At 67.4% G+C, this 26,336-nt stretch carries 21 protein-coding genes and 3 pseudogenes; 16 read left to right on the top strand and 8 right to left on the bottom strand.

Annotation, left to right across the window (positions count from 1 at the left end; all coding sequences use genetic code 11):
* Positions 1-518: 518 nt before the first annotated feature.
* A complete protein-coding gene (locus tag CEB94_RS04690) occupies positions 519-1,274 on the top strand; it encodes a class I SAM-dependent methyltransferase (protein WP_175436892.1) in 756 nt (251 codons plus the stop codon).
* 623 nt (positions 1,275-1,897) lie between these two features.
* Here CEB94_RS04690 and CEB94_RS04685 read toward each other — a convergent pair.
* The 3 genes and pseudogenes from CEB94_RS04685 to CEB94_RS40730 form a co-directional block, all read right to left on the bottom strand.
* Positions 1,898-4,033: an integrase gene (locus CEB94_RS04685; RefSeq protein ID WP_175430949.1), complete on the bottom strand. Its 2,136-nt coding sequence runs from the start codon at positions 4,031-4,033 to the stop codon at positions 1,898-1,900.
* Complete coding sequence (locus CEB94_RS40735; RefSeq protein ID WP_246111724.1) at positions 4,030-4,422, bottom strand: hypothetical protein; 393 nt, start codon at positions 4,420-4,422, stop codon at positions 4,030-4,032. Before CEB94_RS40735 ends, CEB94_RS04685 begins: the two co-directional genes overlap by 4 nt.
* 71 nt (positions 4,423-4,493) lie before the next feature.
* A pseudogene (locus tag CEB94_RS40730) lies at positions 4,494-4,625 on the bottom strand (DUF6183 family protein); the annotation flags it as partial.
* 361 nt (positions 4,626-4,986) lie between these two features.
* Between CEB94_RS40730 and CEB94_RS04675 the strand changes: the two are divergent.
* From CEB94_RS04675 to CEB94_RS04645, 7 genes are all read left to right on the top strand, one after another.
* A complete protein-coding gene (locus CEB94_RS04675; protein WP_175430948.1) occupies positions 4,987-6,666 on the top strand; it encodes an ABC transporter substrate-binding protein in 1,680 nt (559 codons plus the stop codon).
* Complete coding sequence (locus tag CEB94_RS04670; protein WP_175430947.1) at positions 6,621-7,649, top strand: ABC transporter permease; 1,029 nt, start codon at positions 6,621-6,623, stop codon at positions 7,647-7,649. Before CEB94_RS04675 ends, CEB94_RS04670 begins: the two co-directional genes overlap by 46 nt.
* Complete coding sequence (locus tag CEB94_RS04665; protein ID WP_175430946.1) at positions 7,646-8,611, top strand: carbohydrate ABC transporter permease; 966 nt, start codon at positions 7,646-7,648, stop codon at positions 8,609-8,611. Before CEB94_RS04670 ends, CEB94_RS04665 begins: the two co-directional genes overlap by 4 nt.
* Positions 8,612-8,699: 88 nt before the next feature.
* The gene (locus CEB94_RS04660; protein WP_175430945.1) at positions 8,700-10,169 is read left to right on the top strand and encodes a glycoside hydrolase family 43 protein; all 1,470 of its coding nucleotides are present in this window, start codon (positions 8,700-8,702) and stop codon (positions 10,167-10,169) included.
* Between the two features lie 147 nt (positions 10,170-10,316).
* Positions 10,317-12,005, top strand: a complete 1,689-nt coding sequence (locus CEB94_RS04655) for a cellulase family glycosylhydrolase (protein WP_246111723.1) — start codon at positions 10,317-10,319, stop codon at positions 12,003-12,005.
* A gap of 81 nt (positions 12,006-12,086) precedes the next feature.
* Entirely contained in the window at positions 12,087-14,228 is a 2,142-nt protein-coding gene (locus tag CEB94_RS04650) for a beta-galactosidase (protein WP_175430943.1), read from the top strand.
* Positions 14,229-14,365: 137 nt separating this feature from the next.
* Positions 14,366-15,412: a LacI family DNA-binding transcriptional regulator gene (locus CEB94_RS04645; RefSeq protein WP_425472429.1), complete on the top strand. Its 1,047-nt coding sequence runs from the start codon at positions 14,366-14,368 to the stop codon at positions 15,410-15,412.
* 381 nt (positions 15,413-15,793) lie between these two features.
* On the opposite strand, the gene CEB94_RS04640 is transcribed toward CEB94_RS04645, so the two are convergent.
* Entirely contained in the window at positions 15,794-16,252 is a 459-nt protein-coding gene (locus CEB94_RS04640; RefSeq protein WP_175430941.1) for a hypothetical protein, read from the bottom strand.
* Positions 16,253-17,091: 839 nt separating this feature from the next.
* On the opposite strand from CEB94_RS04640, the pseudogene CEB94_RS04635 reads away from it, so the two are divergent.
* Positions 17,092-18,281: pseudogene (locus CEB94_RS04635) on the top strand (IS3 family transposase).
* Between the two features lie 303 nt (positions 18,282-18,584).
* Positions 18,585-19,712, top strand: a complete 1,128-nt coding sequence (locus CEB94_RS04630) for a DegT/DnrJ/EryC1/StrS family aminotransferase (protein WP_175430940.1) — start codon at positions 18,585-18,587, stop codon at positions 19,710-19,712.
* A gap of 172 nt (positions 19,713-19,884) precedes the next feature.
* Here the strand turns inward: CEB94_RS04630 and CEB94_RS04625 are convergent, their stop codons facing one another.
* The gene (locus CEB94_RS04625; protein ID WP_175430939.1) at positions 19,885-20,322 is read right to left on the bottom strand and encodes a glutaredoxin domain-containing protein; all 438 of its coding nucleotides are present in this window, start codon (positions 20,320-20,322) and stop codon (positions 19,885-19,887) included.
* A 170-nt stretch (positions 20,323-20,492) separates the two neighbouring features.
* On the opposite strand from CEB94_RS04625, the gene CEB94_RS04620 reads away from it, so the two are divergent.
* On the top strand, positions 20,493-21,035 hold the full coding sequence (locus CEB94_RS04620) for a hypothetical protein (protein ID WP_175430938.1): 543 nt from the start codon (positions 20,493-20,495) through the stop codon (positions 21,033-21,035).
* Positions 21,036-21,068: 33 nt separating this feature from the next.
* On the opposite strand, the gene CEB94_RS04615 is transcribed toward CEB94_RS04620, so the two are convergent.
* Positions 21,069-22,058, bottom strand: a complete 990-nt coding sequence (locus CEB94_RS04615) for a helix-turn-helix transcriptional regulator (RefSeq protein WP_175430937.1) — start codon at positions 22,056-22,058, stop codon at positions 21,069-21,071.
* A gap of 93 nt (positions 22,059-22,151) precedes the next feature.
* Here CEB94_RS04615 and CEB94_RS04610 point away from each other — a divergent pair, with 93 nt between their 5' ends.
* Complete coding sequence (locus CEB94_RS04610; protein ID WP_175430936.1) at positions 22,152-22,550, top strand: VOC family protein; 399 nt, start codon at positions 22,152-22,154, stop codon at positions 22,548-22,550.
* Positions 22,551-22,710: 160 nt separating this feature from the next.
* Here the strand turns inward: CEB94_RS04610 and CEB94_RS42180 are convergent, their stop codons facing one another.
* Positions 22,711-23,310, bottom strand: coding sequence for an IS3 family transposase (locus CEB94_RS42180; protein ID WP_381106263.1), 600 nt, complete (start codon positions 23,308-23,310; stop codon positions 22,711-22,713).
* A 371-nt stretch (positions 23,311-23,681) separates the two neighbouring features.
* Between CEB94_RS42180 and CEB94_RS40720 the strand changes: the two genes are divergently transcribed.
* Positions 23,682-23,816, top strand: a complete 135-nt coding sequence (locus CEB94_RS40720) for a hypothetical protein (protein ID WP_342789584.1) — start codon at positions 23,682-23,684, stop codon at positions 23,814-23,816.
* A gap of 20 nt (positions 23,817-23,836) precedes the next feature.
* Positions 23,837-24,654, top strand: a pseudogene (locus CEB94_RS04595) (MDR/zinc-dependent alcohol dehydrogenase-like family protein).
* 52 nt (positions 24,655-24,706) lie between these two features.
* On the opposite strand, the gene CEB94_RS04590 reads toward CEB94_RS04595, so the two are convergent.
* Positions 24,707-25,096, bottom strand: a complete 390-nt coding sequence (locus CEB94_RS04590; protein WP_342789583.1) for an Lrp/AsnC family transcriptional regulator — start codon at positions 25,094-25,096, stop codon at positions 24,707-24,709.
* Here CEB94_RS04590 and CEB94_RS04585 point away from each other — a divergent pair.
* Together CEB94_RS04585 and CEB94_RS04580 are read left to right on the top strand one after the other, a co-directional pair.
* Positions 25,073-25,969 carry an AzlC family ABC transporter permease gene (locus CEB94_RS04585; RefSeq protein WP_246111722.1) on the top strand — a complete coding sequence of 299 codons (897 nt, stop codon included), beginning with the start codon at positions 25,073-25,075 and terminating at the stop codon, positions 25,967-25,969. The two genes, CEB94_RS04590 and CEB94_RS04585, sit on opposite strands and share 24 nt — an antisense overlap.
* Complete coding sequence (locus CEB94_RS04580) at positions 25,962-26,306, top strand: branched-chain amino acid transporter permease (protein ID WP_175430932.1); 345 nt, start codon at positions 25,962-25,964, stop codon at positions 26,304-26,306. The genes CEB94_RS04585 and CEB94_RS04580 overlap by 8 nt, the downstream gene beginning before the upstream one ends.
* Positions 26,307-26,336 lie beyond the last annotated feature (30 nt).

The raw sequence follows: 26,336 nt of genomic DNA, 5'->3' as shown, positions 1-26,336 counted from the left end.
TGGCTGTGTTGTAGCGATCTCTCATTTGACTCCTGGTGTTGGTTGTTGAGGTGACTCTGCGTAATAGCGGAGAGGGTGGCTCTATTCACGAATTCCGAAAGCAGATCGGCACTTCGGGATGCGGCCCGCCACGGCCGAAGTCGATGCTGTGAACGAGAACGGGAGACATCCCGTCCCTGGCAGGTGTGGTTGTGGGGCCCGGCCCCGCTGATGAGGGTGGGGCCCGGACCGGTGGCTTGATCGGGTCTGCGATTCTTGATCGCTGCCGAGCCTGCTGATTAGGTGGCTGGCGCTCCGTGAGCCCGAGGCCCGGGACTGTGCGGCGTTCATCGAGCTGCTGGCGCCGCCAGAGGCGCACACCTATCTCGGCGGCCCTCGGCCGCGTGACGAGCTTGAGCGCGAGATGCCCGTGGTGCCCGAGCGGTGGCCCATCCTTGCGAAAACCATTGGTGCCCGGCTTGCTCCGCTGATGGACTGACGTCCCGCCGTGAGTCTGCCGCGTGACGGAGGTAGTGGTTGTGACGGAATATGACGTGCTTGCCGAGGTGTACGAATGGCTCATCTCGGATGCAAAGTTGCCTCCAGCCGAGTTCGCTGCGTCGTTCGATGACGCCCTCCGTCTCCTGCCGTCAAACGCTCACGTCCTCGACTGTTCGTGCGGAACCGGACAGTTGGCGGTTGGCCTCGCCGGTCGTGGCATGCAGGTTGTCGCAACTGACGCCAGCGAGGCGATGGTTCGTCGGACTGCAGAGTTGTCTGAGGAGTTCGGGGCATCCGTGCAGGCCGTACGGGCGAACTGGGAAGAGTTGCCCGACCATTTCCAGGACAACACGTTCGACATGGTGTTCTGCGTTGGCAACTCGCTTCACCATGCCGCGGGCGCGACAGGCAGGGGTGCTGCTCTGGAGTCGATGTCACGGCTTCTGCGCCCGGGAGGGCGCTTGGTGCTCACATCCCGGACTTGGGAACTCGTCAGGGCCAGAGGTTCCCGGCTGGACATCTGGGACCGACTCGTCCGCCGGAACGGTCGCGATGCCGTCGTAATTTACCGCTGGGAAATTGCGCCGCATTGGGAGGATGAGCACCATATCGAGATTGCGATCGCCCAAGTTGATGCGACTGGGCCGGTTCTTGTCCGCTCGGAACTGCTGTCCTGCTGGCCCTACCGGTACGAGGAACTCGAAGTCGAGCTGCACCGGGTCGGACTCCAGACGGAACTGAGCACGTTCGATCTTGAGGCCGAGAACTACATGGTGGTCGCGAGCAAGGTATAAACACCGGACTCTCAGTCCCTGGCCGGACCGCGCGGTTGCTCGCAGGACGCTTGCGCCCTCTCATCGGTGCGGGTTCAAGTGGTCAACGCAACGCCTCGGACGAGGAGTGCTCGTCGATCAGACGGAGGTGCCCTCTGATTGAGCTCGTGCTCGACAGGTCCTGTGGTCTCGTCCTGACCGCGCAGCGGTCAGGACGAGACGAGGCGGTGCGACTACGAGCCGGGCTCGGGGGCCGGGCGCAAGGCCACCACTGAGGCTCGTTTATGCCCCGACTGGTCGCGGAGCTGGTGGTTCTCAATGGTGAGGACGTTCACCACGCGGGCGAATGTCTCGATCTCGGCCTGGTGTCGCTTGTTCTCCTCGATCAGCTCGGCCAGTCGCTCCTTGGTCTTCTTCAGTTCGGCCCGCAGCTTGCGTTCGCTGTCGGGAACCCGTTCCCTGAGCTCGGACCTTCGCGTAGAACTCGTCCTTGAGGTCGGTATGCCGGTGGGTGAGGACGTGGCGTTTCACGTCTGCCTCGGCGGCCAGCGCGAGGACGGTCAGCGCTCCGTCGGACCGCAGCGGGGTGCCGGCCAGCAGCCGGTCCATCGCGGCCCTGATGTTCTTCCTCTCGTTGTCGTTGCTCACAACTCGGCCCCCGCTGCCGCCAGGACGCGGTCGTGGTCGTGCTGGTTAGCGAGCTCGGTCAGGACCTGGGCCCGTTCCAGCAGCCGGTCGGCCAGTGGTTCGGGAACCAGACCAGAGGCGGCCTGGCGGCCCAAGTCATCGGCTGCTTCTCGGAGTTGATGTGCGTGTGTGTCGGTGCGGGCGATGTTCGCGCAGTTGACCTTGCAGCGGTCCAGGCTGGGGGCCTCGCTCTTCGCGTTGCGGCCGGGATGGCAGGGCGCTTTGGTCCGGTCGTAGTTGCAGAACAGAAATGCCTCCTTGTTCTCGAAGACGTTCAGCGTCGGGTCGGCCAGTAGGTCTTTGGCCTGACGATTGGAGGTGATGAGACCGCTGAAGCGGTGGTGTTCCTGGGCGGCGGCGTTGATCAGACGCCTTGCGGCGGGGCCCGAGACGCCTGCGCCGTCCTGGATGGCCTCGTGGACCTCGCTGAGTTGCTCGGCGACGTTGCGGGCGGTTTCGAAGTCGAGAAGGTCGTGGATGCCGCCGCGCGAGCGCGATCCGTAGCCCTCGCTGATCAGCGTGCGCATGTGCCCGTCCTGAACCGCCAGCGCCACCAGTCCGCCCGGCCTGCGGGCGATGTGCCAGGCCAGAGTGCGGCGGAAGCGGCCCGTGCCGACCCGTCCATGCGGGTCGGCCGGGATTGCCTCCGCCTGCCGGCTCCGGCTCTGGGCATGGGCGTTGACCCACTCGATGAACGACTCGATGCGATTGCTCATCGTGGCGATCGCCAGCGACCTGCCGCTGCGGCGCTCGGGCTGGAGCGGATCGTGGACCTCGATTGCGAACAGCAGTCCGTGCCCACCGAGTTGCTCCAGCACCCGCACTGCCCTGACGACCTGCGGGACAGCCACCCAGGGAGCTTCGCGTACGACTCCGGCGGATTGGTGATTGCCGTCCTCGTCGCGGGCGACCTTGAACTGCCGGGCATAGATGAGGTGCCGCCGGGCCGCCTCCGGCGGCCCCTGTGGATCCGGGCAGCACCCGTTCTCCAGCGCCAGGATCTCCCCGGTCCGCATCCCGGTGAGATAGCCCAGGACGATGAAACAGGCGGTAACCAGGTGTTTCAGGATCCCGGGGACGTCGTGGAAGTCGAACGGACCGTGCCAGGGCTCCCCACCCAGTTTCGCGGTGATGGAGGCATCCAGCAGGCACCGGCCGGGGTTTTGGACCTTGTATGCCTTCCAGCGCGGATAGTTCATGACCTGGTGGACCTTGGTGATCGGAGTCCCAGTGAGGCCAGCCAGGAACACCCCGGGCGTCGAGATCTTCGTGTCTCTGATCAGTGCCGGGACGGGCCTGCCGTCGGCCTCCAACTGTTCGAGGTAGGCGACCAGACGCAGGCCCGATCCCTTCTTGAACGGGCCCTTCAGCCCTTCCGCGATCTCGACCAGCCGTCGGTGTTCCTCGAAGGCGGCCAGGATGTCGTCGGCGTACTCCTCGACGAACCGCAGTGCCCAGACCAACAACGGCCCCATCGTCGCCGGGGCGATCGGCTCGGTGACGTTCTCGCCCAGCGGCGAGGCCGCCGGCAGGTAGTCGTCCATGCCCTCCGCGACCCAGGGCGGCGCGACGAGCCGGTCGGTGTCGGGCAGATACAACCGTCCGTAGTAGTGCAGTCGGGAGAGCGCGATCAGATGACTGGTGGCCGTGTTGCGGGCCAGCCCCCGCGCTTTGTCGAGCTGGTGGCTGTAGTCCGACAGGTCTTCGACCGTCACCAGCGAAAGCTGCTTGATCCCGCGGTCGTCGAGCCACTGGGCGAACATCGACCAGTCGCTGACCGTCCTCGTGATTCGGCCGACGCTGAGCTTGGAGCGCATGGCCGCGCCGCGCAGGGCAACGTCCCTGTCGGGCAGCGGGTAGTTGATCAACGTCCAAGATGCGTGGCGGAACGGCTCCCTGAAGACCTCGGGGAACCATCGCCAGCGGATGACGTCGTCTGTCTGCGAGGGGTTCTGGGTCAGCGCCAGCAACGACCAGCCGTCGTCGCCGTAGCGGGGCACGAAGTCGCGGCGGCCCTCGACGGCCCGGTCGGGATCGAACACGAAGGCGTCGGTCGCCGGGGTCGCGAAGCGGGGGTTCAAGGCCAGGGTCATGCGTCAAATCCCTTCTTCAGCAGCTGGTCAATGACCCTTCGTTCGTGGGTACTTGCCTTCTCCAGGGCGTCGTTCCATTCCGTGTCGGTGAAGTCGGGGCCCTTGCGCAGGTCCCGCAGCCGCGCGAAGGGCTCGCGCCAGTCCTGGTCGCACACCTCCGGCGAAAGCACGGCCCGCAGCTCCTTGAGCACGTGCAGCAGATGGGCCAGCCGCGGCAGGTGACGCGGGGTGATCACGGCGTTCGGGCAGGCCGTGCAGAGCAGGAACGACGCCCGGCAAGGCACCCCCTGTTCCCCGAACGGGCTGTGGGTGTAGTCGCTGCAGCTGGCGGTCGGGGTGTCCTTGTCCGTGAACGCCATGAACCGCAGCCACCGGTAATCTGCGGCCACACCGCTTCCAGGAAGGGTACGTCGGCGGGCAGACCCATAAGCGCGTACAGACTGTCCCAGGCGTACAGCCGCGCGTACGCCCCGCCCTGTCCCCGGCCGTTCACTCCACCGCTGTATGCAGCCGACAAGAGTTCGTTGAGCACATCGTCGGGTGTCGTAGCGCAGGCGAGCGCGCTGCCCCGGTGTCTGTCTTCGCCTGCCAAGCAGCGCAGGGGCAGTTCCTTGACGAAAGAGATGCCGAAGTCGTCAGCAGGTCGTCGATGCGCTTCGATAGCGCGAGCGCGAGATTGCGAAATCGCCGAACGGCAGCCGGTCGACGTCGGGCAGGAGAGCGGACCCTCGGGGCAGGTTCCTCAATGGGCCAAGTAGAGACGGTGCTTGGCGATGCGCGTCGACACTCCCATCGCCCGCAACAGAGCGTCAACACCTCAAGGGAAAGAAAGTTTCTTTGAGTTCAACCCCTTGTTTCGAAAGAAACACATCACTACCTTCCCTCCTCAAGTAAAGCGCTTCGACGCCCGGAGTGCCCTCCGAGCGCGATCCGAAGGCGAGAGGGCCAGCCCCATGAGTCAAGACTTGAGCCGCAGGAAGTTCGTCGGCACGGCCGCGTCCGTCGCGGGAGTCGCCATGGCAGCACCGCTGTTGTCCGCCTGCGGAGGCGGGGGCAAGCAGCGCACCGGCGCCAACACCAAGTCGGGCCTGAAGGCGGCCCTGCCCGCACACGTCCCGCGCAACCCCGTCAAGCCGGACATCGCACCTGTCTCCGGCAGCGACGGCGCGGTGACGGACCCGGGCTTCCTGCGCTACCCGTCCGAGCACGTCGCCACCGTCGAGGGCGTACCGGGCAGGGGCGGCAGCTACACCGCCGTCACCCCGATGTGGGGCACGGTGCCATCGCAGGGCAACTCGTTCTACCAGGCCATGGACAAGGCCCTCGGCATCAAGCTCACCATGAAGCCGGCCGACGGCAACAACTACCCCACTATCGTGCCGACGATGACGGCGGCCGAGCGCCTGCCCGACTGGATCCAGCTGCCCGCCTGGTGGAACAACAACATCAACGTGGGCAGACTGGCCGGGACCCAGCTCGCCGACCTGACCCCCTACCTGTCGGGCGACAAGATCAAGAAGTATCCGAACCTCGCCGCTCTGCCGACCGGTGCGTGGCAGGCCGGGGCGTGGGGCGACAGGCTGTACGGCATCCCCTGCTTCTCCAGCAGGTTCGTCGTCCCCGGCACCACGTTCTACCGGCGCGACATCCTGGAGCCGAGGGGCATCACGCCCGACCAGATCAAGTCCGTCGACGACCTGATGACCCTCGGCAAGGAACTGACCGACGCCAAGCGCGGGGTGTGGGCCTTCGACGACGTGTGGACCTACCTCTACCCTCTCTGGGGCCTGCCCAAGGAGTGGGCGATCGAGGACGGCAAGCTCCGTTACACCTTCGAGCTCCCCCAGTACCTGGAGGCCCTCGACTGGCACCACAGGCTCGCCCAGTCCGGCCATGTGCACCCCGACGCGCTCGCGGGCAACAACGCCAACGGCACCACTCGCTTCTACTCCGGCAAGGTACTCATCGCGGGAGCCGGCACCGGCGCCTGGAACCTGGCCGACCACCAGTCCGGCACAGCAGCCGACAAGAACTACCGGCGCGGCGCGTTCGACATCTTCGCCGCCGACGGCAAGAGCGCCCCGCGCACCTTCATGGGCGCCACGACCACCATGCTCAGCTACCTCAACGCCAGGCTGAAGCCCGAGCAGATCAAGGAGCTCCTCGCCGTCGCCGACTACCTCGCGGCGCCGTACGGTTCCCGCGAGTACACGATGGTCAACTACGGCGTCGAGGACGTCCACTACACGATGGAGAAGGGTGTGCCGACGGCCACCACCGCCGGCAGGAAGTACGTCCAGTCCGCCGGGTACTCCGGGCTCGCGTCACCCGCCGCCGTGATCAGCAACCAGGGCGCCGATCTCGTCACCAAGGACTACGCCGCCTGGCAGGCCACCAACGTCAAGCGCCTGTACAAGCCGGTGTTCTGGAACATGAACATCAGCATGCCGCAGGCGATGACCACGGCCGCTGCCGCGCAGTCCGTCCAGGACGTCGTCAAGGACTGCTACCACGGCAAGAAGAAGGTCAAGGACGTTCAGGACGCGATCGCCGGCTGGAAGGCCGGCGGCGGGGACCGGCTCACGCAATGGATGACCGAGAACGTCCTGGAGAAGTACGGGACCGGCCAGTGACCACGACCGACGCACCGCACTCCGCACGACCTCAGGCACCGCACTCGCCGCCGGCTCGCGCGGCGCAGCCGAAGCGGCTCACCTGGCGGATGAGGCTGCGCCGGGACCGGACACTGCTGATCATGACGGTGCCCGCGGTCGTGCTGCTCCTGGTCTTCAACTATGCACCGCTGGTCGGGCTCGTCACCGCGTTCCAGTACTACGACCCGCTGACGGGGATCTGGAACAGCGAGTGGGCCGGGCTCGGCCAGTTCCAACAGCTGTTCCAGGACGCGCAGTTCTGGGGGTCGTTGCAGAACACCCTCTATCTCAGCTTCGTCCAGCTGATCCTCTTCTTCCCGGTCCCCATCGCGCTGGCGCTGCTCCTCAACACGGTGATCAGCGAGCGGATCCGCAACGTCATCCAGTCCGTCGTCTACTTGCCGCACTTCTTCTCGTGGGTCCTGGCCATCACGATCTTCCAGCAGATGCTGGGCGGCGCAGGGGTGCTCAACCAATTCCTGCGCTCGCACGACATCGGCGCCTGGAACATCATGACCGACCCCGACACCTTCGCCCTCCTCGTCACCTCCCAGGCGGTGTGGAAGGAAGCCGGCTGGGGGATCATCGTCTTCCTCGCCGCGCTGTCCGCGATCAACACGGAACTCTACGAGGCGGCCGCCGCCGACGGCGCGGGCCGGTGGCGGCGCACCTGGCACATCACCCTGCCGGGACTGCGCGGAGTCATCATGCTGATGCTGGTGCTACGCCTGGGCAACGCCCTGACGGTGGGGTTCGAGCAGTTCCTGATCCAGCGTGACGCTGTCGGCCATGAGACGGCCGACGTGCTGGACACCTTCTCCTTCTACTACGGCATCGCCACCGGCAACTACGGCTACGGCGCGGCAGCCGGGCTCTTCAAGAGCGTGATCTCGCTGCTGCTCATCTGGGGCGCCAACCGGCTGGCACACGCCTTCGGCGAGGACGGGTTGTACCGCAAATGACCAACGTATTCCCGATCGGCCGCAAGCCCACCCCTGCGACATCGACGGCCCGAGGCGCCTCGAAGGCGACGCGCGCGCCCTGGGAGGAACCACCCACCGTCGTGGGGCGGGCGGCGAAGGTGCTGACGCTCACCGCGGTGGTGGGCACGGTGCTGGTCCCGCTGTGGATCATCGTGGTGACCAGCTTCTCGACGCCGGGTGCCATCAACCGGGCCGGTGGCCTGGTGCTGTGGCCGGACGGCCTGACGATGCGGGCGTATCGGGAGATGCTCGGTGAACCGACCGTGCGCACAGCGCTTCTGGTGAGCCTCGCGATCACCGTGATCGGCACCGCGGTCTCCATGGTCGTCTCGGTGCTGTGCGCCTATGGTCTGTCCCGGTCCGGCTCCTTCGGGCACCGCGCCGTGCTCTGGCTGCTGATCGTCACGATGTTCGTCAGCGGCGGTCTGATCCCCACGTTCCTGGTGGTCACCGGCCTCGGCGGCTACGGCCAGTTCTGGGCGCTGATCCTGCCGAGCTCGGTCTCCGTCTTCAACATCCTGGTGCTGCGCTCCTTCTACTCGCAGACCTCCTCCGAACTGATCGACGCGGCACGGGCGGACGGCGCGGGTGACTGGCGCATCCTGTGGTCCGTGGTGCTGCCCACCTCGCGCGCCGTGACCGCGGTGATCACCTTGTTCTACGCGGTGGGCTACTGGAACTCCTTCTTCAACGTCATGTTGTACATGCCGACGGAGAGCGAGAAGTGGCCACTGCAGTACGTGCTCCTCACCTACGTGAACCGGGGCATCGGGCTGCCGGGCCAGACCAATGGCGGCTTCGGCGAGACACACGCGCAGACCGCTCCCCTCTCGCTGCAGATGGCCGTGGTCGTGCTGACACTCGTGCCGCTGCTCGTCGTCTACCCGTTTGTCCAGAAGCACTTCCGCACCGGCGTGCTCACCGGGGCCATCAAGGGATGACCGCCCGGGTGTCCAGACGCTCGCAGCCGTACGTCCTCACGGGGTTCGTGAACCGTCCCCTCCCACCACGATCCATCAGGAAAGGCCCATGGTGTCCGACCAGCCCGTCATCCCCGGCTTCCATCCCGATCCCAGCGTCTGCCGGGTCGGCGACGACTACTACCTCGTCTGTTCCAGCTTCGAGTACTTCCCGGGCGTCCCGCTCTTCCACAGCCGCGACCTGCTGCACTGGACGCAGATCGGCAACGTCCTGGACAGGCCGGCGCAGCTGCGGCTGCCCGTCGGCATGCCGTCGTCCGGCGGGGTCTACGCGCCGACGCTGCGCCACCACGACGGCCGTTTCTGGCTGATCGTCACCAACTGCGCGGAGGGCGGCGGCAATCTGCTGGTCACCGCCACCGACCCGGCGGGCCCCTGGTCCGACCCGGTCCGGCTGCCCGGGGTCAAGGGCATCGACCCGGACCTCGCCTGGGACGAGGACGGCACCTGCTGGTGCACGTACGCCGGTGTGAGCCAGGTCGCCATCGACCCGTACACGGGGCGCACGCTGGGCGAGGAGCGCCGTCTGTGGTCCGGGGCGCCGGGCGCCAAGGCCCCCGAGGCACCGCACCTGTACCGGATCGGTGAGTACTGGTACCTCCTCATCGCCGAGGGCGGCACCGAGCGCGGGCACGGCGTCTCGATCGCACGCGGGCCCGGCCCGGCCGGCCCCTTCGAGCCGTGCCCCCACAACCCGGTCCTCACCCACCGCGGAACGGACCACCCCGTGCAGAACACCGGCCACGGCGACCTGGTGCAAGCCCCTGACGGCTCGTGGTGGCTGGTGTTCCTCGGTGTGCGACCGCGCGGCGGCACCCCCGGCTGGCACGTGATGGGCCGCGAGACGTTCCTCGCCCCGGTCACCTGGACCGAGGACGGCTGGCCGGTCGTCGGCGACATCGTCGCGCCCGGCACCCATGCGGCGGACGAGCCCTTCCGGGACGACTTCGACCTCCCCGAGTTCCACCCGTCCTGGATCTCGGTACGCGACCGGTCCCCCGAGCACTGCACCACCAAGGAGCGCCCCGGCTGGCTCACTCTGCGGGCCCGCGGCGCGTCCCTCGACGAGCGGGACGCCGTCTTCATCGGCCGCCGGCAGCAACAACTCGCCTGTCGCGTCGACGCGTTGATCGATGGAACACAGGGCGTCGGCGGCCTCGCCGTCCGCCTCGACGAGCGGCACCACTACGGCATCGAGACGGACGGCACCCAGGCGCGGGTCATCTCGCGGGTCGGCTCGGTGCGGTCCGTCGTGGCCACGCTGCCGGTGCCCGCGGGCCCGGCCGTCCTGTCCGTACGGATCACGCAGCCGCCCCAGCCGCACGACGCGCGCACCGGACCCGACGTCGTCATCCTCGGCGTGGAGCAGCCCGACGGCACGTTCGCCGCACTCGCCACGCTCGACGGCCGCTATCTGTCGACCGAGGTGGCCGGCGGCTTCACGGGCCGCGTCATCGGGCTGTACGCCGCCCAAGGCACCGTCCACGCCGACTGGTTCACGTACGAGCCGACGACCTGAGCAAGCCGTCATCCCATGGATTTCCGCCTGTACGCACGTCCCGCAGGCGGAGCACCCCCCCACAACTCTCCCGAATCCGAAAGGGACACAAGGGACATGACAGAGTCGCACAAAGCCGCGAGACGCCTCCCGAGGCGCATAGCCGACATGCTGCTCGCACTCGTCGCCGCCGTCGGTCTGCTGCTCGGCGCCGGGCTCACCGCTCCGGCCGCCGACGCCGCCCCGAGGAAGCCGCGCGTCCCGGCCAAGGCCATGGACGCCGTCGCCGCGATGCAGCCCAGCTGGAACCTCGGCAACACCCTGGACGCCTTCCCGAACGAGACCTCCTGGGGCAACCCGCTCACCACCAGGGCGCACCTGGCGAAGATCCGCGCGGAGGGCTTCCGCAGCGTCCGTATTCCGGTCACCTGGACCGACCACCAGTCCGCCACCGCCCCGTACGCCGTCGACGCCTCGTTCATGGACCGGGTGGAGGAGGTCACCGACTGGGCGCTGGACGAGGGTCTCTACGTGGTGCTCAACGTCCACCACGACTCGTGGCAGTGGGTCGGCAAGATGTCCACCGATCACGACAACGTGATGGCCCGCTTCAACTCCCTCTGGCGGCAGATCTCGTCGACGTTCAAGGACAAGCCGCGCACCCTGCTCTTCGAGAGCATCAACGAGCCCGAATTCGAGAACGCCACGGCCGAGCAGAAGGACACGTTCCTGAACGAGCTGAACACGTCGTTCCACAAGATCGTCCGCGGCTCGGGCGGGCGGAACACCGACCGCATGCTCGTGCTGCCCACGATCTACTGCAAGCCTGACCAACCGCTCATGGACACGCTCTACAACACGATCAGGTCCCTGAACGACCCCCATCTGATCGCCACAGTGCACTACTACAGCTGGTACCCGTTCAGCGTGAACATGGCGGGCGGCACCCACTACGACGAGGCTGCCCGGAAGGACCTGGACGGTGCCTTCACGCGCATGCGTGACACCTTCGTCGCGCGCGGCATCCCGGTCTATCTCGGCGAGTACGGGCTGCTCAGCTGGCCGGACCACCATCACCCCTCCCGTGTCGAGCGGGGCGAGGCCCTGAAGTACTTCGAGCACTTCGGTCATGCGGCACGCCGGGCCGGAGTGACCACCGCCCTGTGGGACCCCTTCGCCTATCTGAACCGCGAGACCTTCCAGTGGCGGGACCAGGAGCTCTTCGACCTGATCAAGTCGAGCTGGACCACCCGCTCGGGCTCGACGTCCTTCGACCGTCTCTTCGTCCCGAAGTCCGGGCAGATCACGGACCAGTCGCTCATCCTGAACCGCAACGGCCTTGTGTTCCGGGGCCTTTGGCACGGAGATCAGCGTCTTGCCGCAGGCTCGGACTACACGGTCTCCGGTGACAAGCTCACCCTGACGGCGGCGGCACTGACCCGGCTGGTCGGCGACCGCTCGTACGGCGACAACGCCACGCTGCAGGCCCGGTTCTCGCGGGGCCAGGCATGGAAGATCCATGTGACGACGTACGACGCCCCGCAGCAGTCGGGCGCGAAGGGAACCACCTCCGCGCTCACGATCCCCACCCGGTTCCGCGGGGACCAGCTTGCCACCATGGAGGCCAAGTACGGCGACGGCACCAACGCGGGGCCCGCCGACTGGACGGCGTTCCAGGAGTTCAACATCAGCTTCACCCCCGACCACAAGGGCAACACCATCACCCTCACCGAGAAGTTCCTCACCTCGCTGCGTGACGACGCCCCGGTGACGCTGACGTTCTACTTCTACAGCGGCGCCAAGGTCACCTACCAGGTGACCAAGTCCGGCACTTCGGTGACCGGTTCGACCGCCTGATCCACGCTCCCCCGAATCGTCCCGGCTGCCGGGTTGCACGTTCCGCTCCCGGCAGCCGGGGCCCCTTCATGAGGAATTCCCATGACCACACTGCCCCCGCGCGTCCTGTTCGGCGCCGCTTACTACCACGAGTACCAGCCGTACGAGCGTCTGAAGACCGACCTCGATCTGATGGCCGAGGCCAAGTTCACCGTCATCCGGGTCGGCGAGTCGGTGTGGTCCACCTGGGAGCCGGAGAACGGACGGTTCGAGCTCGACTGGCTGCAGCCGGTCCTCGACGGCGCCCACGAACGCGGTATCTCGGTGGTCCTCGGCACCCCGACGTACGCCGTGCCGCCGTGGCTGGCCCGCCAGTACCCGGAGATCGCCGCCGAGGACGCCACCGGCAAGCCGGCCGGCTGGGGCGCCCGTCAGGAGGTCGACATCACGCATCCGGCGTTCCGGTTCCACGCGGAGCGGGTGATCCGCGCGATCGTGGCGCGATACGCCTCCCACCCCGCGGTCATCGGCTTCCAGGTCGACAACGAGCCGGGCCCGCGTCTGCCGCACAATCACGGAGTCTTCCAGCGGTTCGTGGACGACCTGCGGCAGCGCTACGGCGACGTGGAGACTCTCAACCGCGAGTGGGGCCTGGTGTATTGGTCGCACCGGTTGGCCACGTGGGCCGACCTGTGGAAGCCGCAGGGCAACGCACAGCCGCAGTACGACCTGGCCTGGCAGGCGTTCCAGGCGCGGCAGACCACCGAGTTCATCGCTTGGCAAGCCGAGATCGTGCGCGAGTACGCGCGTCCCGAGCAGTTCGTCACCACGTGCCTCGCCTACGGCTCTCCGGCGCTCGAGGACGACGAGATGACCGACGCCCTGGACGTCACCGCGGGCAACCCGTACTACGACATGCAGGACAGCCTCACGATGCCCGAGCCGCCGCGCGAGAAGCTGCCGCGGCAATGGATGGCCTACGGGGCGTGGGCGGTGCACCTGAGCGCCGACCGGATCTACGCGTCGCGCCAGGAGCCGTTCCTGATCACCGAAACCAACGCACAGGCGATCGGCGGCACCTCGGACAACCGGCCCGCCTTCAACGGACAGTGGCGGCAGGCCGCGTGGGCGCTGGTCGCGCGTGGCGCCCGCATGATCGAGTACTGGCACTGGCACACGCTGCACTTCGGCGCCGAGACGTTCTGGGGCGGCATCCTGCCGCACAGTGGCCGTCCGGGCCGCGTCTACCGTGAACTGGCCTGTCTGGGTACGGAGTTCGAGCGCGCCGGGAACCTCGTCGCCGGGCTCACGCCGGACGCAGACATCGCGATGGTGTATTCGGCGCCGAGCAAGTGGGTGATGCGCAAACACCCGCCGCTGGCCGATCCCGACGGGGCGCCGGACGGGGGCGCGTATGAGGGACTCTTCGAACCGTTTTACCGGGGCGCGTTCGAGGCGGGGCGCCAGGTACGGATCCTGCACGCTCGCCAGTTGCACGATGCGAGCGGCCACACGGCGGGCATGGCGCCGGAGTCGGTGGCCGAACGGCACCCCGTGCTCATCGCGACGGGGCTGTACGTGGCGGGCGACGGCATGCTCGACTGGCTCGCCGCGTACGCGGATGCGGGTGGCCATCTCGTCCTCGGACCGCGCACCGGTTCCGGCGACCACGAGGCGCGGGCACGCCATGAGGTGACACCCGCGCGGCTGGTGGAGGCGGCGGGCGTGTGCCACGACGAGTTCAGCAACCTGCACGCGGACCTGCCGCTGCGCGCCGTGCAGGGCAGCTCGCTCCGGCTCCCGGCCGGCGCCGTGGCCACCCGTTGGGTGGAGGGGCTCGCGGTGGACGATGCCGAGGTCCTCGCCGAGTACGATCATCCGCACTTCGGGCGCTGGCCCGCCGTCACCACCCGGCGTCACGGCGCGGGCCACGTCACCTGCGTCGGCACCGTGCCGGGGCGCGATCTGGCCCGCGCGCTCGCGGTCTGGCTGGCCCCGGCCCCGGTCGGCGGCTGGCAGGACCTGCCGGACTCGGTCACCGTCGCTACCGGCACCGCTCCCGACGGCCGGCGCGTCCATGTGATCCACAACTGGAGCTGGCATCCGGCCACCGCCCAGGCCCCCGTGGACCTGACCGACGCCCTGGACGGCGGCGCTGTCGCGACCGGTGCGTCCGTGACGCTCGGCCCGTGGGACGTGCGCGTCTTCGCCGCCGAGCCGGCACCTCCGACGGAGGACCGATGACACCAGCCACGCGCGCCCTCGGCACGCCGGTGCCGGGAAGTCCGCACCACCCGGCGCTCGCACGCTGGTGCCAGAATGGCGCCTCACCAACGGTGCGAACGGGTGGGCGCACTCACCCGGAGCGAAGAAGGGCAGTCGTGACGGACAGGGACGAGAGGACGTCGGTGAAGGGCGGGAAAGGCACGCAGGACGAGGCGCCGGCGTCGGTGACCATCGCGCACATCGCGGAGTCGGCGGGCGTCTCGGTCCCCACGGTGTCGAAGGTGCTCAATGGCCGCTCCGGAGTGTCCGACGAGACCCGGGCCCGCGTCGAGAAGCTGATCAACAAGCACGGATACCGCAAGCCCCCGGGCATTCGCCAGAAGACCGTGGAGCTGATCTTCCGTGAGCTGGACAGCATGTGGTCGGTGGAGATCCTCCGGGGCGTGGAGGAGGTGGCCGCCAGGAACCAGGTCGGCGTGCTGGTCTCCACCTTCGGGCAGCACGACTTCGACACCTCGGTCGACGACGCCGTGGGGCGGCGCCCCCAGTGCGTCCTGCTGGTGGCCCAGCTCTCGGAGGCGGAACTCGAACGGCTGAAGACGAAGAACATCTCCTACGTTGCCTTCGACCCGATGTACGAGCTCCCCGACGGAGTCCCCTACGTCGGGACGACCAACTTCAAGGGCGGCCAGTCGGCGGCACGCCACCTCATCGGCCTCGGACATCGGCGTATCGCCATGCTCACCGGCCCCGACCATTCGTTCTGCCAGGCCCGGGCGGCGGGCTACCGCTCCGCGCTCGAAGCGGCCGGGCTCCCGGTGGACCCGGATCTGATGGTCCGCACCCAGCTCAGCCGTGAGGACGCTCACGCCACGGCGAAGGCGCTGCTCGCCCGGCCGGACCGGCCCACCGCGATCTTCACCACGAACGACATGCAGGCGCTCGGCGTCTACCGTGCCGCTCGGGAGGCGGGCCTGCGCATCCCGCAGGACCTGAGCGTGGTCGGCTTCGACGACGTGCCGGTCGCGGCCTGGGTGGAACCCCCGCTGACCACGGTGCACCAGCCGCTGACCGAAATGGCGGTTGCGGCAACGGAGTTGGCGCTGTCCCTCGGCCGTGGCGAGAAGGTTCCGCAGCTCGGCCTCGAGATCGCCACGCGGCTTGTGGTCCGCGACAGCACGGCTCCGCCGCCGGAGGGCTGAGACAGCTTCGGCAACTCTCCCGGGCCGCCAGTCGGCGGTCCGGGAGGTGTTTATGTTTCTCTTTCTGTTTTCGCTCATCGCGGCAACCCCGGGCCGGCAGGCGGCGACTGGGGAGGCACACCGCTCGAACTTCCAGAACGGATGCCGTCCACAACGACTGGGACCGCCTGACAACTCATCAGAACGAGCGTCACCTCAGCGTCACGATCACCTGCCGCCATCCGGATCAAGATCCGCAAAGCCCCCCGTCATCCCCCGCAAAGGAACGCGGAACGGCAGGTCAACGGTATCCGCACCCCATGAACCGGCTTCACGTCATTCACTCTGGGAAACAGGTCAAGCACCACCGGCCGCGCTTTGGAAACCCGATAAAACTGCAGGTCAGAGCCCCTTTGAAGCAGGCTCCAGAATCGCCACGCACTCCACATGATGCGTCATCGAAATCGCGTCGAAGGGTTCGAGCATGTGGCTGCGGACGAAGTCGTCCAGGCTGCCGACGGCCTTCATCGACACGGTCTGGTGGAAGAGCTCCAGAGCCTGCTCGGACTCGATGCCCAGGCGGCGCCGGAAGTCCTTGCTGTAGGGCGGGAACGTCGTCTGCACCCGGACTGCGCTGGCCGTCAGCCGCTTCTTCAGTGCCCTGACCTCCGTGCCGAAGTCGGCGAAGTCGTTCGCCACGGACAGGGCCCGGTCCGCGACCAGGAACAGCCGGTCCGGCTGGGTGGCGTTGGCATCGGGCAGCCAGAAAGGGGCTGTTCCGCCTTGGTCCGCTTCTCGAGTCGGCGCTGTGACAGGCGGTGCGAACGGCCATCTCGACGGGCTGGCCCCGATCGCGCCCACCCCAGGCCGGGTAGCGCGGCCCTACGCCGGACGCTGCTTCCATGTGGTCCAGCCGTCCGTGCTGCGGTGCAATGCGCCATCAGTGTCGATGCCGTACAGCGCGTCCTTCGCCGGCCAGGAGAGGAACGCCATCACCGGCTGCTCGCCCCCGGCGAAGGACTTGCCGCCGTCGGTGCTGCTGGCGATTCCCTCGCTGGTGGTAGCCAGGAGGAGGTCGGGGTCCTCGGGGCTGACCGCGATGTCGAGTGCCTGGAGCTTCGCCCCGTCCTTCCAAGTCGTGCCGTCCTGGCTGGTGCGGAGCAGGCCGCTGGTGGAGTCGTATCCGCAGACGGTGTCGTGGGCGTATTCGAGGGCGTGGAAGTCGGACTCTCCGGAGAGCGACAGCGACGTCCAGGTCTTGCCGGCGTCCGTACTCTTGATCAGTCCTACGTTCGAGCCTTCGGCAAGACGAACATACTGATCACCAGATCTCGGTGACAGTGATCAAGTCAGTTCCGCCGACTCGATGGGCTCCATCAAGTCATCGCCGGGAATCGGCCCATCTCTCGCGGTCAGATGCCATCCCGAACGTCCGACAATCTCCGCCCGTCAACCCGCCGTGATCCGGATACACCGTGATCGCGAAGGGGAACCAGAAGAATGCGCCAACAGACTGGCGAAGGGTCCGCAGCACTGTCTGCTGAACTGTCATCGAGCTCATTGTTGACCGGCGCGACCGAAGTGAAGGCTGGGCGCAGCGGCTGGTTGATCGCCTGCCGACGGTGTCGTGAGCTGACCCCGGTTTCGTGGAGTCCCTGAAGCCAGGCTTTTGATCCTGGCCCGAAGGAGAACCACAAGCAGTGCCAGCACCACGTAAGTACCCGGATGAGCTCCGTGAGCGGGCTGTCCGCGAGGTCCGCAGCACCGGCCGTCCGATCGCGCATGTCGCGAAGGACCTGGGCATCCACAAGGAGGCCCTGCGCGGCTGGGTCCTCCAAGCCGAGGCGGACACCGGCGAACGCGACGACCGGCTGACCACCGCCAAGCGGGAAGAGCTGAGGCAACTCCGATGCGAGAACGCGGAGTTGAGGCGGGCGAACGAGATTCTGAAGGCCGCGAGCGCGTTCTTTGCGGCGGAACTCGACCGTCCCCGGACGAGGCCGACCAGGTGATCGAGCACCTCAGGGACAAGGGCCTCGGGGTCGGGTTCGCCTGCCAGGTACTGGGGCTGTCCGAGTCGGCGTACTGCGCGCGTAAGAAGCGGCCGAAGTCGCCCCGCCGGCTGCGTGACGAGCAGCTCATGCCGCTGATCGAACAGGTCCATGGAGAGTCCGGCGGGACCTATGGCGTCCGCCGGATCACCCGCGCGCTTCGGCGCAAGGGTGTGCACGTGGCTCGCTGCACGGTCGAGCGGCTGATGGCCGAGCTGGTGGAGGGCGTCATCCGCGGCCAGCGGCGCCGCACCACCATGCCGGAGCCGTCGCCGCCCAGGCCGCCGGACCTGGTCGACCGTGATTTCACCGCGAGCCGGCCCGACCAGCTCTGGGTGGCCGATATGACCTATGTCCGCACCTGGACGGGCTGGGTGTATGTGGCGTTCGTCCTGGACGTCTTCTCCCGGACGATCGTCGGCTGGCAGGTCGCGAACCACATGCGGACCGAACTTCCGCTGGACGCGCTGGAGATGGCGCTGTGGAGACGCCGGATCAAGAAGGACTCCGGCCTGATCCATCACAGCGACCGCGGCTCGCAATACGTATCCATCCGGTACACCGACCGGCTCGCCGACATCGGCGCCGCGGCCTCGGTCGGTTCCGTCGCGGACAGCTACGACAACGCGATGGCCGAGGCGCTCAACGGCACTTTCAAGGCCGAGCTGATCGAGATGCAAGGGCCATGGCGGGACTTCGACCAGGTCGAGCGGGCGATCTTCCAGTGGGTCGCTTGGTACAACGAGGAACGACTCCACTCCGCCCTCGACTACGTACCGCCCGCCGAGTACGAACGCAACTGGTGGCGACAGCAGGAGGCCACCCCGCAGTCCGCCTGAAACAAGATCACCGGACTCCACGAAACTCGGGACAGCTCAGTCGCCCACGGCACCGGGCGTTGGGGGCAGGACCTGGTCGGCGCGGTGATGGGCGCGGTAGCTGTCGCGCACGCTCGACCCTCTCGCCCCGCCTCTCAACGAACCAGCAACACACCAGGTCAGCCGCCACCCCATACGGCAACCACCACTCCTCCGAGCGTCAGCTACGCGACGAACCGCCTTGACTCCCTCCTGAGCCACTGCCATTCTCGTGCCATATTTCAGCATAGCGTTCCACAATGTGGAACGGAAGCGAGGTTGCCCATGAGAGTCGCGCTCTACGATCACGCCAAGCTCTATCGTGAGCACCGTGAGGCAATCGATGCCGCTATCGCCCGAGTGCTTGAAAGCGGACAGTTCACTTGGGGTGAGCAAGTGCCAGCTTTCGAGGAGGAATTCGCAAGTTGGGTCGACGCGCGGCATGCGGTCGCCATGGGCTCGGGTACGGCCGCCCTGACGACCGCGCTACGCGCGCTCGAGATCGGACCGGGAGACGAAGTCATCACGGTTGCAAATACCGAGCTCACCGGAATAGCGGCGATCAGCGCGGTCGGTGCAACCGTCGTCTGGGTCGACATCGACCCCGAGTCACGATGCATCGACACAACCGCATGCGAAGCCGCGATCACGCCACGGACACGCGCCCTGTTGCCTGTCGACATGTACGGCCATCCCGCCGACATGATCGAGATGCGCCGCATCGCCGATCGCCATGGTCTTGCACTCGTCGAGGATGCCTGTATCGCGCTCGGCGCAGAGATCGACGGCAGGAGGCTCGGCAGCCATGCCGACGTCACCTGCTTCAGCTTCTCCCCTGGAAAACACCTTGGCGCCATGGGAGCCGCAGGCGCCTGCACGACACAGAATGCCGCTTTGGCAGACCGGATCCACAAGCTTGCGTCCGACGGTCAGGCTCGTGGACGGCACTACGACCCGAAGCCAAGGATCGGCCAGCACCACGAGACGGAGGGCCATAACCAGCGGATGGACGAGATGCAGGCGGCCATCCTTCGCGCGAAGCTGCCCCATCTCGACGAGACGCTGGCCGTGCGGCGCGCTCATGCCGACCGCTATACCGAGCGTCTCGTCGGCCTGGCCGATCTGCCTGGAGAAAGGACGGGCTTCCGACATGCTTGGCGCAACTATGTCATCGAGCTCGATCGAAGAGATGAGCTGGCCGCTCACCTCTTCGCTCATGGAATTGGCTGCAACGCCCTCTACTCTCCGCCAATGCATCTTCAGCCGGTCTACAGAGGTCTCGGATACGCTGTCGGCAGCCTGCCCAGGACGGAGCGTTCAGGCAAACGGCTTCTTGGCCTGCCGCTCGGACCGCCCCTGAGCCTTGAGCAGATCGACATCGTCGCCGACGAGGTCCACGCCGGATTGGCCTGATCCACGACGATCGCCGGGGACGTCTCCCCACCGGACCGCCGAACATCAACCCCTGTGCCCAAGGCTGCCAAGGTGGCCACGGCGCCGTCTACGGTAACCAGCAGAAACCGCACACGAGGTTCGGAAAGAGAACGACCTCTCAGCTTGTCTTTTAACCTCGGCTGCGTCCCGATCACGTGGAACGGGAGAGTTGCTCGCGTACCCATGCAGGATCGGGGTTTGTGTGCGGCTGGCCCGCCACGATGACGGTCGGCACGGTCTCGTTGCCGTCGTTGGCTGCCCTCACCGCTGCGGCTCCAGCCGGGTCGCGCCAGATGTCGACCCAGTGCACCTGGCGGGCGCTGCGGCCAAGCCGGATGCGCAGTCGCATGCAGTACTTGCAGCCCGGTCGCCAGAAGACGACCGGCCGGCCGTCGACCGCGCTGCGGCGTTGTGCCTCCAACGCGCCGATCGACCTCGGGAAGATCAGAGGCGAGTTCACGCCTGCGAGCAGGACAAAGACCAGCAGGAAGGCTGCGGCTGCGCCGGGGGTCCCGCTGACGATCAGGCCAGCCGCAAGGGCTGATCCGCAGAACACCAGCAGCATCGGCAAGATCCATGCGCGCGTCATGAGGACGAAGGCTATCGATGAGTCGAAATGGGCCTCGAACTAGGCCGCTCACCTGAGTGTTTGCCGGACGCTGGGGCGGCCTTCGTCCGAATCATGTGCTCCGACCAGCTGCCGGTGAATATTCTGAAGCGCTCGATGACTTACACCTGGCAGTGATCAAGCGGGGGTTCATGAGCAGCGAACGGAACGACGTCCCAGATGCGCCCGACGCCTCGGACGATAGCCAGGGTGCCGCGGCCCCTGCTGCTGAACTGCCGTCGGACGTGGTGCTCGTCGTAGCAAGCATGGCAGCCACGCCGTTCCTGCAGGCGATCTCCACGTACTTCGGCAACGCCCTTGCGAGGGGGATGAGCACAGGAATCCGCGAGATCCTGCGCCGGTTCATTGCGCGCCAGGCCCAGGCGAGCCTGGACGAGCCCGCCGACGACATCCACGCCATCCACCTCCGGACTGAGGGTGGCTGGCAGATCGAGATGAAAGTGGACATCGCGCCCGAAGCCCTGGCCCAACTGCCCGCACTGTGCGACGCCGATGCGCCAGTCAGCGAAGCCGACCGACGCCCTGGCACGGCAGCGACGATCCACTGGGAACACGCGGGGCACTGGACGGCGATGACGGTACGTAGGAGCGGGCATCTCGTCAGATTCACATGGGATGCCGAGGCCGAGCGGTGGTGCGAACGCCCTGGCCGGCGCCCCATTCTCGTGACCTAGATGTGCCGTCTCATGACATTGGTTCCTCGCCTGTCAGGCTTGGCGGGCATAGGACGTGAAGCGATCGGCGAGCGCGATGACGAGGGCGCGGAGTTCATCGGGGCGCTCGATGGCGAACGGCCGGTCGAGTGAGGCGAGTACCGGAGGCAACCAGTCGAGCCGCTCCGCCCGCAACTCGACGCGCAGCCAGTGCTCGGCCGCCGGGTCCTGGCCGGCCGCAGGCTCGTGCTCCTCCAGGCTCGCGACGCTGGCGGGGAGATGGGCGCGGATCTGCTCAACTGTCCCGTGGATCCGCAAGGTGACCTGATGCCTGTACTCGGCCGTGGCGAATCCTGACAACACGCGTTGTGCCGGACCGGGACCCACGGGCGCTTCGAATGAGCCGGGCAGGGCCCTCGCGGCTGCGATGCGATCGAGCCGGAAGGTTCGGTCCTCGCCGACCTGGGCGTCCTTGCCCGTCACGTACCACCGGCCCGCATGGGCGACGATCCCGTACGCGTGCAGTGTGCGTTCGCTGCGCCGTCCGTCGCGGTCGGTGTAGCGGATCGAGACCGGTCGGCGGTGGCGCACCGCATCGGCGATGGTGAGCAGGAGCCCGGCGTCCGGGTGGTCCAACTCGCCGGGCTGATCCGTGAAGGCGAGAGCTTCCAGGAGTGTGTCGAGCCGGCGGGCGATGTGCTTGGGCAGCACCCGCCGGATCTTCGCTGACGCCGTCTCGTTTGCCGTGCGCTCCGTCGTCGTCAGCCCTGCCCGGCGGCCGGCGACCAGGCCGAGCAGCACGGCCAGCGCCTCGTCGTCGCTGAGCATGAGCGGAGGCAAGCGGTACCCGGGAGCCAGCCGGTACCCGCCGTAGCGGCCGCGCACCGACTCCACGGGCACGTCCAGGTCGATCAGTTGGTCCACATACCGCCGCACAGTGCGCCCTTCGACGCCGAGACGGTCGGCGAGCTCGGCCACAGTCCGGGTGCCGCCCGACTGCAGCAGCTCCAGGAGTGTCAGCACGCGGCCGGTGGGTCGTGGCATGTTCGCAGCCTAACGCGAATACAGGACCGATTCTGTCCACTATTTCTCCTAGCCTGCGACGTGCACGCCTCCAGCGCAGCCAAGGAGATTCCCATGGACTTCGTCTCGATCCGCATCATCACCAGCGACGTCGCACGCCTCGTCGAGTTCTACGAGCGAGCTACAGGGATGCAGGCGATACGGGCCACCGAGGACTTCGCCGAACTCAAGACCGCGGGCGCAACCCTCGCGATCGCCGGCACCCGCACCGTCCCGCTGTTCGCCCCGGGCTCCGCCCGCCCGGCGGACAACCACAGCGTGATCACCGAGTTCCTCGTCGACGACGTGGACCGCGTTCACCAGAACCTGACCGGCTTCGTCACCCACTTCGTCAACGAGCCCACCACGATGCCCTGGGGCAACCGGTCGCTGTTGTTCCGCGACCCCGACGGCAACCTCGTCAACTTCTTCACCCCCGTCACCCCGGAGGCCATCGAAAAGTTCGCACGCTGACGCCACGCACAGCCGCTCACGCGGGAGCCCTGAAATCTCAGGGGCTCCCGGTGAACGCGGCCGCCGAGTCCAGGAGCGCCACCAGCAGGGGACGTCGGAACGCACCGCTGACCCCCGAAACGGCGTCTGGGGTCGGGTCTGGGGAAACAGGCCGTGGTGTTCAGGGGCACGCCGATGGTCCGGAGCAGGCAGGTGCGAGGTCCGCATCTAGGCCCCGGTGGGTGAAGCCCTTGCTCCTGCGGGGGCTGACCCCGGCCAGGCCGGCCTGGCGCATGAGCCGCTCGACCCGTTTGCGGCCGACGTGGACGCCCTCGCGTTTGAGGACAGCATGGATCCTGGGCGATCCGTAGATGCCGCCGGAGTCCTGGTGGATCTGACGAATCTGCCCGGTCAGCTCGGTGTCCTGGCGGATCCGTTCACAGGGTTCCTTCTCGGCCTGGCGCCAGCGGTAGGGGTCGGACGAATGCTGACTCGGGGTGTGGTCCGGCCTCGCCGCGGACGCAGTGCGAGGCTCTCGTTGGGTGGCGTTGTAGAGAGGCGACAAGGCCGAGTGTCGGCAACACTTCTCAAGCCGGTCTAGAGAGAAGTGTGACCGAGAGTGCCAGTAGGTTCTTCGTCTGCTGGTGGTACACGCCTGACCTCGCTTCTGACCTGCGACAAAGGGCGGAATCGTCTGCTGCGAAGCCGAGTTGGTCCGCGCCTGGTCCGGATCTTGGTGAGTAGTCCGTGGTGCTAGCGAGTGGGCCTCGCGGTACCACATGGCACAGGTTGTAGAAACCGTCCACGGGTGTCCAGTTGGTCCAGGGCGAGCGTATAAGTCCAGGTCAGGGCCCTCTTACGTAAGAGCGTCTACGGTTGGTGACACGCGGGTGATAGCGCATGACATGTGAGGATTCCTCCGTCGGAAGTGCTTCCGGCGGGGCTCCGTGTGTGGTGGTGCCCGCGCGGCGGGTCAGGGGGAGGCCGCTGTGGCAGGGCGCCGACGCACCATAAGCGTGCTTCGGCTGCGACCACAGAGGGTGCTGCTCTGCGTAATTCCGTTGCCCGCCCCGAAATTCGAGCCGACGCGGAGTTGGCGGTCGTTGTCTGAGATGCACATATGCGGTCGGAACCGACTCCTACCGCCGCGGCATGATGCTCACTGCCCGCGCCATCAGCCGCGCCGAACGCGCCTGGCTGCGCGAGGTCCTGGGCGAAGACGCCCCTGACCCCGGCGCCGCGCACCCAAGTAGTGGCCCGGACACGCTCGACGAGCGCGTGAGCTGAGAGGCGACGGAGGTCCGCACATGCTTGCAGCCTGGTACGACCGACAGGGCCCGGCAGCCGACGTGTTCCAGGTGGGCGAGCTGCCCGACCCGCAGCCCGGCCCGAGCGAGGTACGCGTGCGCGTCACCACGTCGGGCGTCAACCCCGGTGACACCAAGAAGCGGCGCGGCTGGCTCGGTTCGTCCATGCCCTTTCGCCCTGCCCGATCACCTCAGCGACGAACTCGGAGCCGCCCTGGGCATCCCCGGCATCACCGCACACCGGGCCGTGTTCGGCGACGGCTCAGTCGCCGGCAGGATCGTGTTGGTGCAGGGCGTTCTCGGCGGCGTCGGCTCGCTGGCCGCCCCAACTGGCCCGTTGGGGCGGCGCGACCGTCACCGGCACCGTGACGCGCGGCAAGGACCTCGACCGCGTCGACCGCTCCGTGGTGTCCCACGCCGTGGCCCTGGACCAGGACGACCCGGCCAAGACGATCCGCGCGTACGCGCCGCAGGGTGTGCACCGCGTCGTCGAGGTGGCCCTCTCCGACAATGCCGATCTGGACGCCGAGGTGGTCGCGGGCGACGCGGTCATCGCCGCGTACGCCACCCGGGCCGACCGGCCGCAGGTGCCATTCTGGCCACTGTTGTTCGCCAACGTGACCCTGCGCCTGATCGGCAGCGACGACTTCCCTGTCGAGGCGAAGCGACAGGCTGCCCGCGATCTCACCGCCGCGGCAGCCGTCGGGGCGCTCAGCACCGACATCGGCGCCCGCTATTCACTGGACGAGATCGCCCAGGCCCACGACCGCGTCGACGTCGGTGGCCGCGGCCGCGTTCTGCTTTCCATCCCTCAGTGAAGGCACCACAGATGTCTGCGTGTGGGTCTCCGACGCCCGGCAGCGCCGCCGTTCACCATTCCTGCTTGACCAGTTTCATGGTCTGGTGGGAGATGGTCCGACTGACACCGGGGAGCCTGAGGAACTTGGTCGTCTGGAACCGCTCGTATTCGCCGACGTCGGCGACCAGGACCCGCAGGATGTAGTCCGGGCTGCCGAATACCCGACGGACCTCTACCACCTCCTCCAGGGCGGCGACGGCAGACTCGAACTCCTCCAACGAGCGTTGGTCGTTCACCGTGACCTCGACCGCGACCGTGACCTCGAACGAGCGCCCCGCGGCGGCCGGGTCCACTTTCGCGTGGTAGCCGGTGATGATGCCCTCTTGTTCGAGGCGCTTGACCCGACGCAGGCAGGGGGCGGGGGTCAGGCGTACGCGGTGGGCCAGCTCGGTGTTGCTCAACCTTGCGTCCTGACGGAGCTCCTCGATAATTGCGCGATCAATGGCATCGAGGTCGCGAATATTGCGCATGGCGACATCGTAGGGCACGAATTAGCAATCGAGGCCCACCTCGACCTCTCTAGCATTGCTCTTATGTCCCTCAAGTCCCCTGTACTGGCTACGACGGAACAGTCGCCCAGCTCTCAGCAGCCCGGCCAGGTCCGTCTGGCTGTCACGCATTCGCTGCCCGCCGTCCTCGGTGTGATTCCGATGGGGGTGGCGTTCGGTGTGCTGGTCACTCACTCGGGCCTGGAATGGTGGTGGGCGACCGTGTTCGCCACGGTCGTGTTCGCCGGTTCCTTGGAGTTCCTGCTCATCGGCCTGGTCACCGCCATGGCTCCGCTGAGCCAGGTCGCCGTGACCGCGCTCCTCGTGAACTTCCGGCACGTCTTCTACGCGCTGTCGTTTCCCATGCACCGGATCCACGGGCCCCTCGCGAAGACCTACAGCACGTTCACCCTCACTGACGAGGCATGGGCGTTGACCACAGCGCCGGAGGCGCAGTTCTGGTCGCGTCGCCGCATTCTCGCCATCCAGGCCACGTTCCAGGTGAACTGGGTTGGCAGCGTCACCCTCGGAGCGCTCGGCGGCGGCCTCGTTCCCGACAGCCTGGTGGGGCTCCAGTTCGCCGTCATCGCGTTCTTTCTGGTCCTGGCCATTGACGCGATCCGGGCGACCCGAAGCGTGCCGATCCCGCTCGCTGCTGTGGTGTCCGCACTCATCGGACACGGTCTCTTCGGCACTCAGATGCTGGTCCCCGCGCTGGCCATGTTCACCGGGTTCCTGCTGATCCGATATGCGCTCCGACGTGGGAAGGTCGACCAGGATGTCTGAGCCCAGCGTCACCTACCTGGTGGGAGTCGTGCTGGTCAGCGCCGCGGTCACCTGGACGTTGCGGGCCGCTCCGTTCGCGCTCCTGGCGCCGCTGCGCCGCAGTCGCCTGCTGCCCTATCTCAACGCCAGCATGCCAGTCGGCGTCATGACCATCCTCGTCATCTACTCGCTACTGTCATCCGCTTCGACGTCCCAGGGGGCGCGTCCATGGGCCGCCTTGGCCATCGCCACGGCCGTCACTGCGGCCGTCCACCTGTGGCGCCGCAACTTCGTGCTGAGCATCCTGATCGGGACCGGCCTGCACGTCGCCCTCGCCTCCACCGTGCTCGCCGCCTGATAGGGCGCCAGTTCGAAGCTCGGTGCTCCG

The organism is Streptomyces hawaiiensis (assembly GCF_004803895.1).
In the GTDB taxonomy this organism is placed as follows: domain Bacteria; phylum Actinomycetota; class Actinomycetes; order Streptomycetales; family Streptomycetaceae; genus Streptomyces; species Streptomyces hawaiiensis.
The sequence above is the reverse complement of the archived record's forward strand: the minus strand, read 5'-3'. Positions and strand labels throughout refer to the sequence as shown.

Coding starts and splice junctions, on each gene's coding strand:
- CEB94_RS04665 (WP_175430946.1), top strand. CDS start 7,646: ATGACCAACGTATTCCCGATCGGCCGCAAGCCCACCCCTGCGACATCG.
- CEB94_RS04630 (WP_175430940.1), top strand. CDS start 18,585: ATGAGAGTCGCGCTCTACGATCACGCCAAGCTCTATCGTGAGCACCGT.
- CEB94_RS04610 (WP_175430936.1), top strand. CDS start 22,152: ATGGACTTCGTCTCGATCCGCATCATCACCAGCGACGTCGCACGCCTC.
- CEB94_RS04670 (WP_175430947.1), top strand. CDS start 6,621: ATGGATGACCGAGAACGTCCTGGAGAAGTACGGGACCGGCCAGTGACC.
- CEB94_RS04625 (WP_175430939.1), bottom strand. CDS start 20,322: ATGACGCGCGCATGGATCTTGCCGATGCTGCTGGTGTTCTGCGGATCA.
- CEB94_RS04580 (WP_175430932.1), top strand. CDS start 25,962: ATGTCTGAGCCCAGCGTCACCTACCTGGTGGGAGTCGTGCTGGTCAGC.
- CEB94_RS04660 (WP_175430945.1), top strand. CDS start 8,700: ATGGTGTCCGACCAGCCCGTCATCCCCGGCTTCCATCCCGATCCCAGC.
- CEB94_RS04650 (WP_175430943.1), top strand. CDS start 12,087: ATGACCACACTGCCCCCGCGCGTCCTGTTCGGCGCCGCTTACTACCAC.
- CEB94_RS04620 (WP_175430938.1), top strand. CDS start 20,493: ATGAGCAGCGAACGGAACGACGTCCCAGATGCGCCCGACGCCTCGGAC.
- CEB94_RS42180 (WP_381106263.1), bottom strand. CDS start 23,310: ATGTGGTACCGCGAGGCCCACTCGCTAGCACCACGGACTACTCACCAA.
- CEB94_RS04615 (WP_175430937.1), bottom strand. CDS start 22,058: ATGCCACGACCCACCGGCCGCGTGCTGACACTCCTGGAGCTGCTGCAG.
- CEB94_RS04685 (WP_175430949.1), bottom strand. CDS start 4,033: ATGACCCTGGCCTTGAACCCCCGCTTCGCGACCCCGGCGACCGACGCC.
- CEB94_RS40720 (WP_342789584.1), top strand. CDS start 23,682: ATGATGCTCACTGCCCGCGCCATCAGCCGCGCCGAACGCGCCTGGCTG.
- CEB94_RS04655 (WP_246111723.1), top strand. CDS start 10,317: ATGCTGCTCGCACTCGTCGCCGCCGTCGGTCTGCTGCTCGGCGCCGGG.
- CEB94_RS04675 (WP_175430948.1), top strand. CDS start 4,987: ATGAGTCAAGACTTGAGCCGCAGGAAGTTCGTCGGCACGGCCGCGTCC.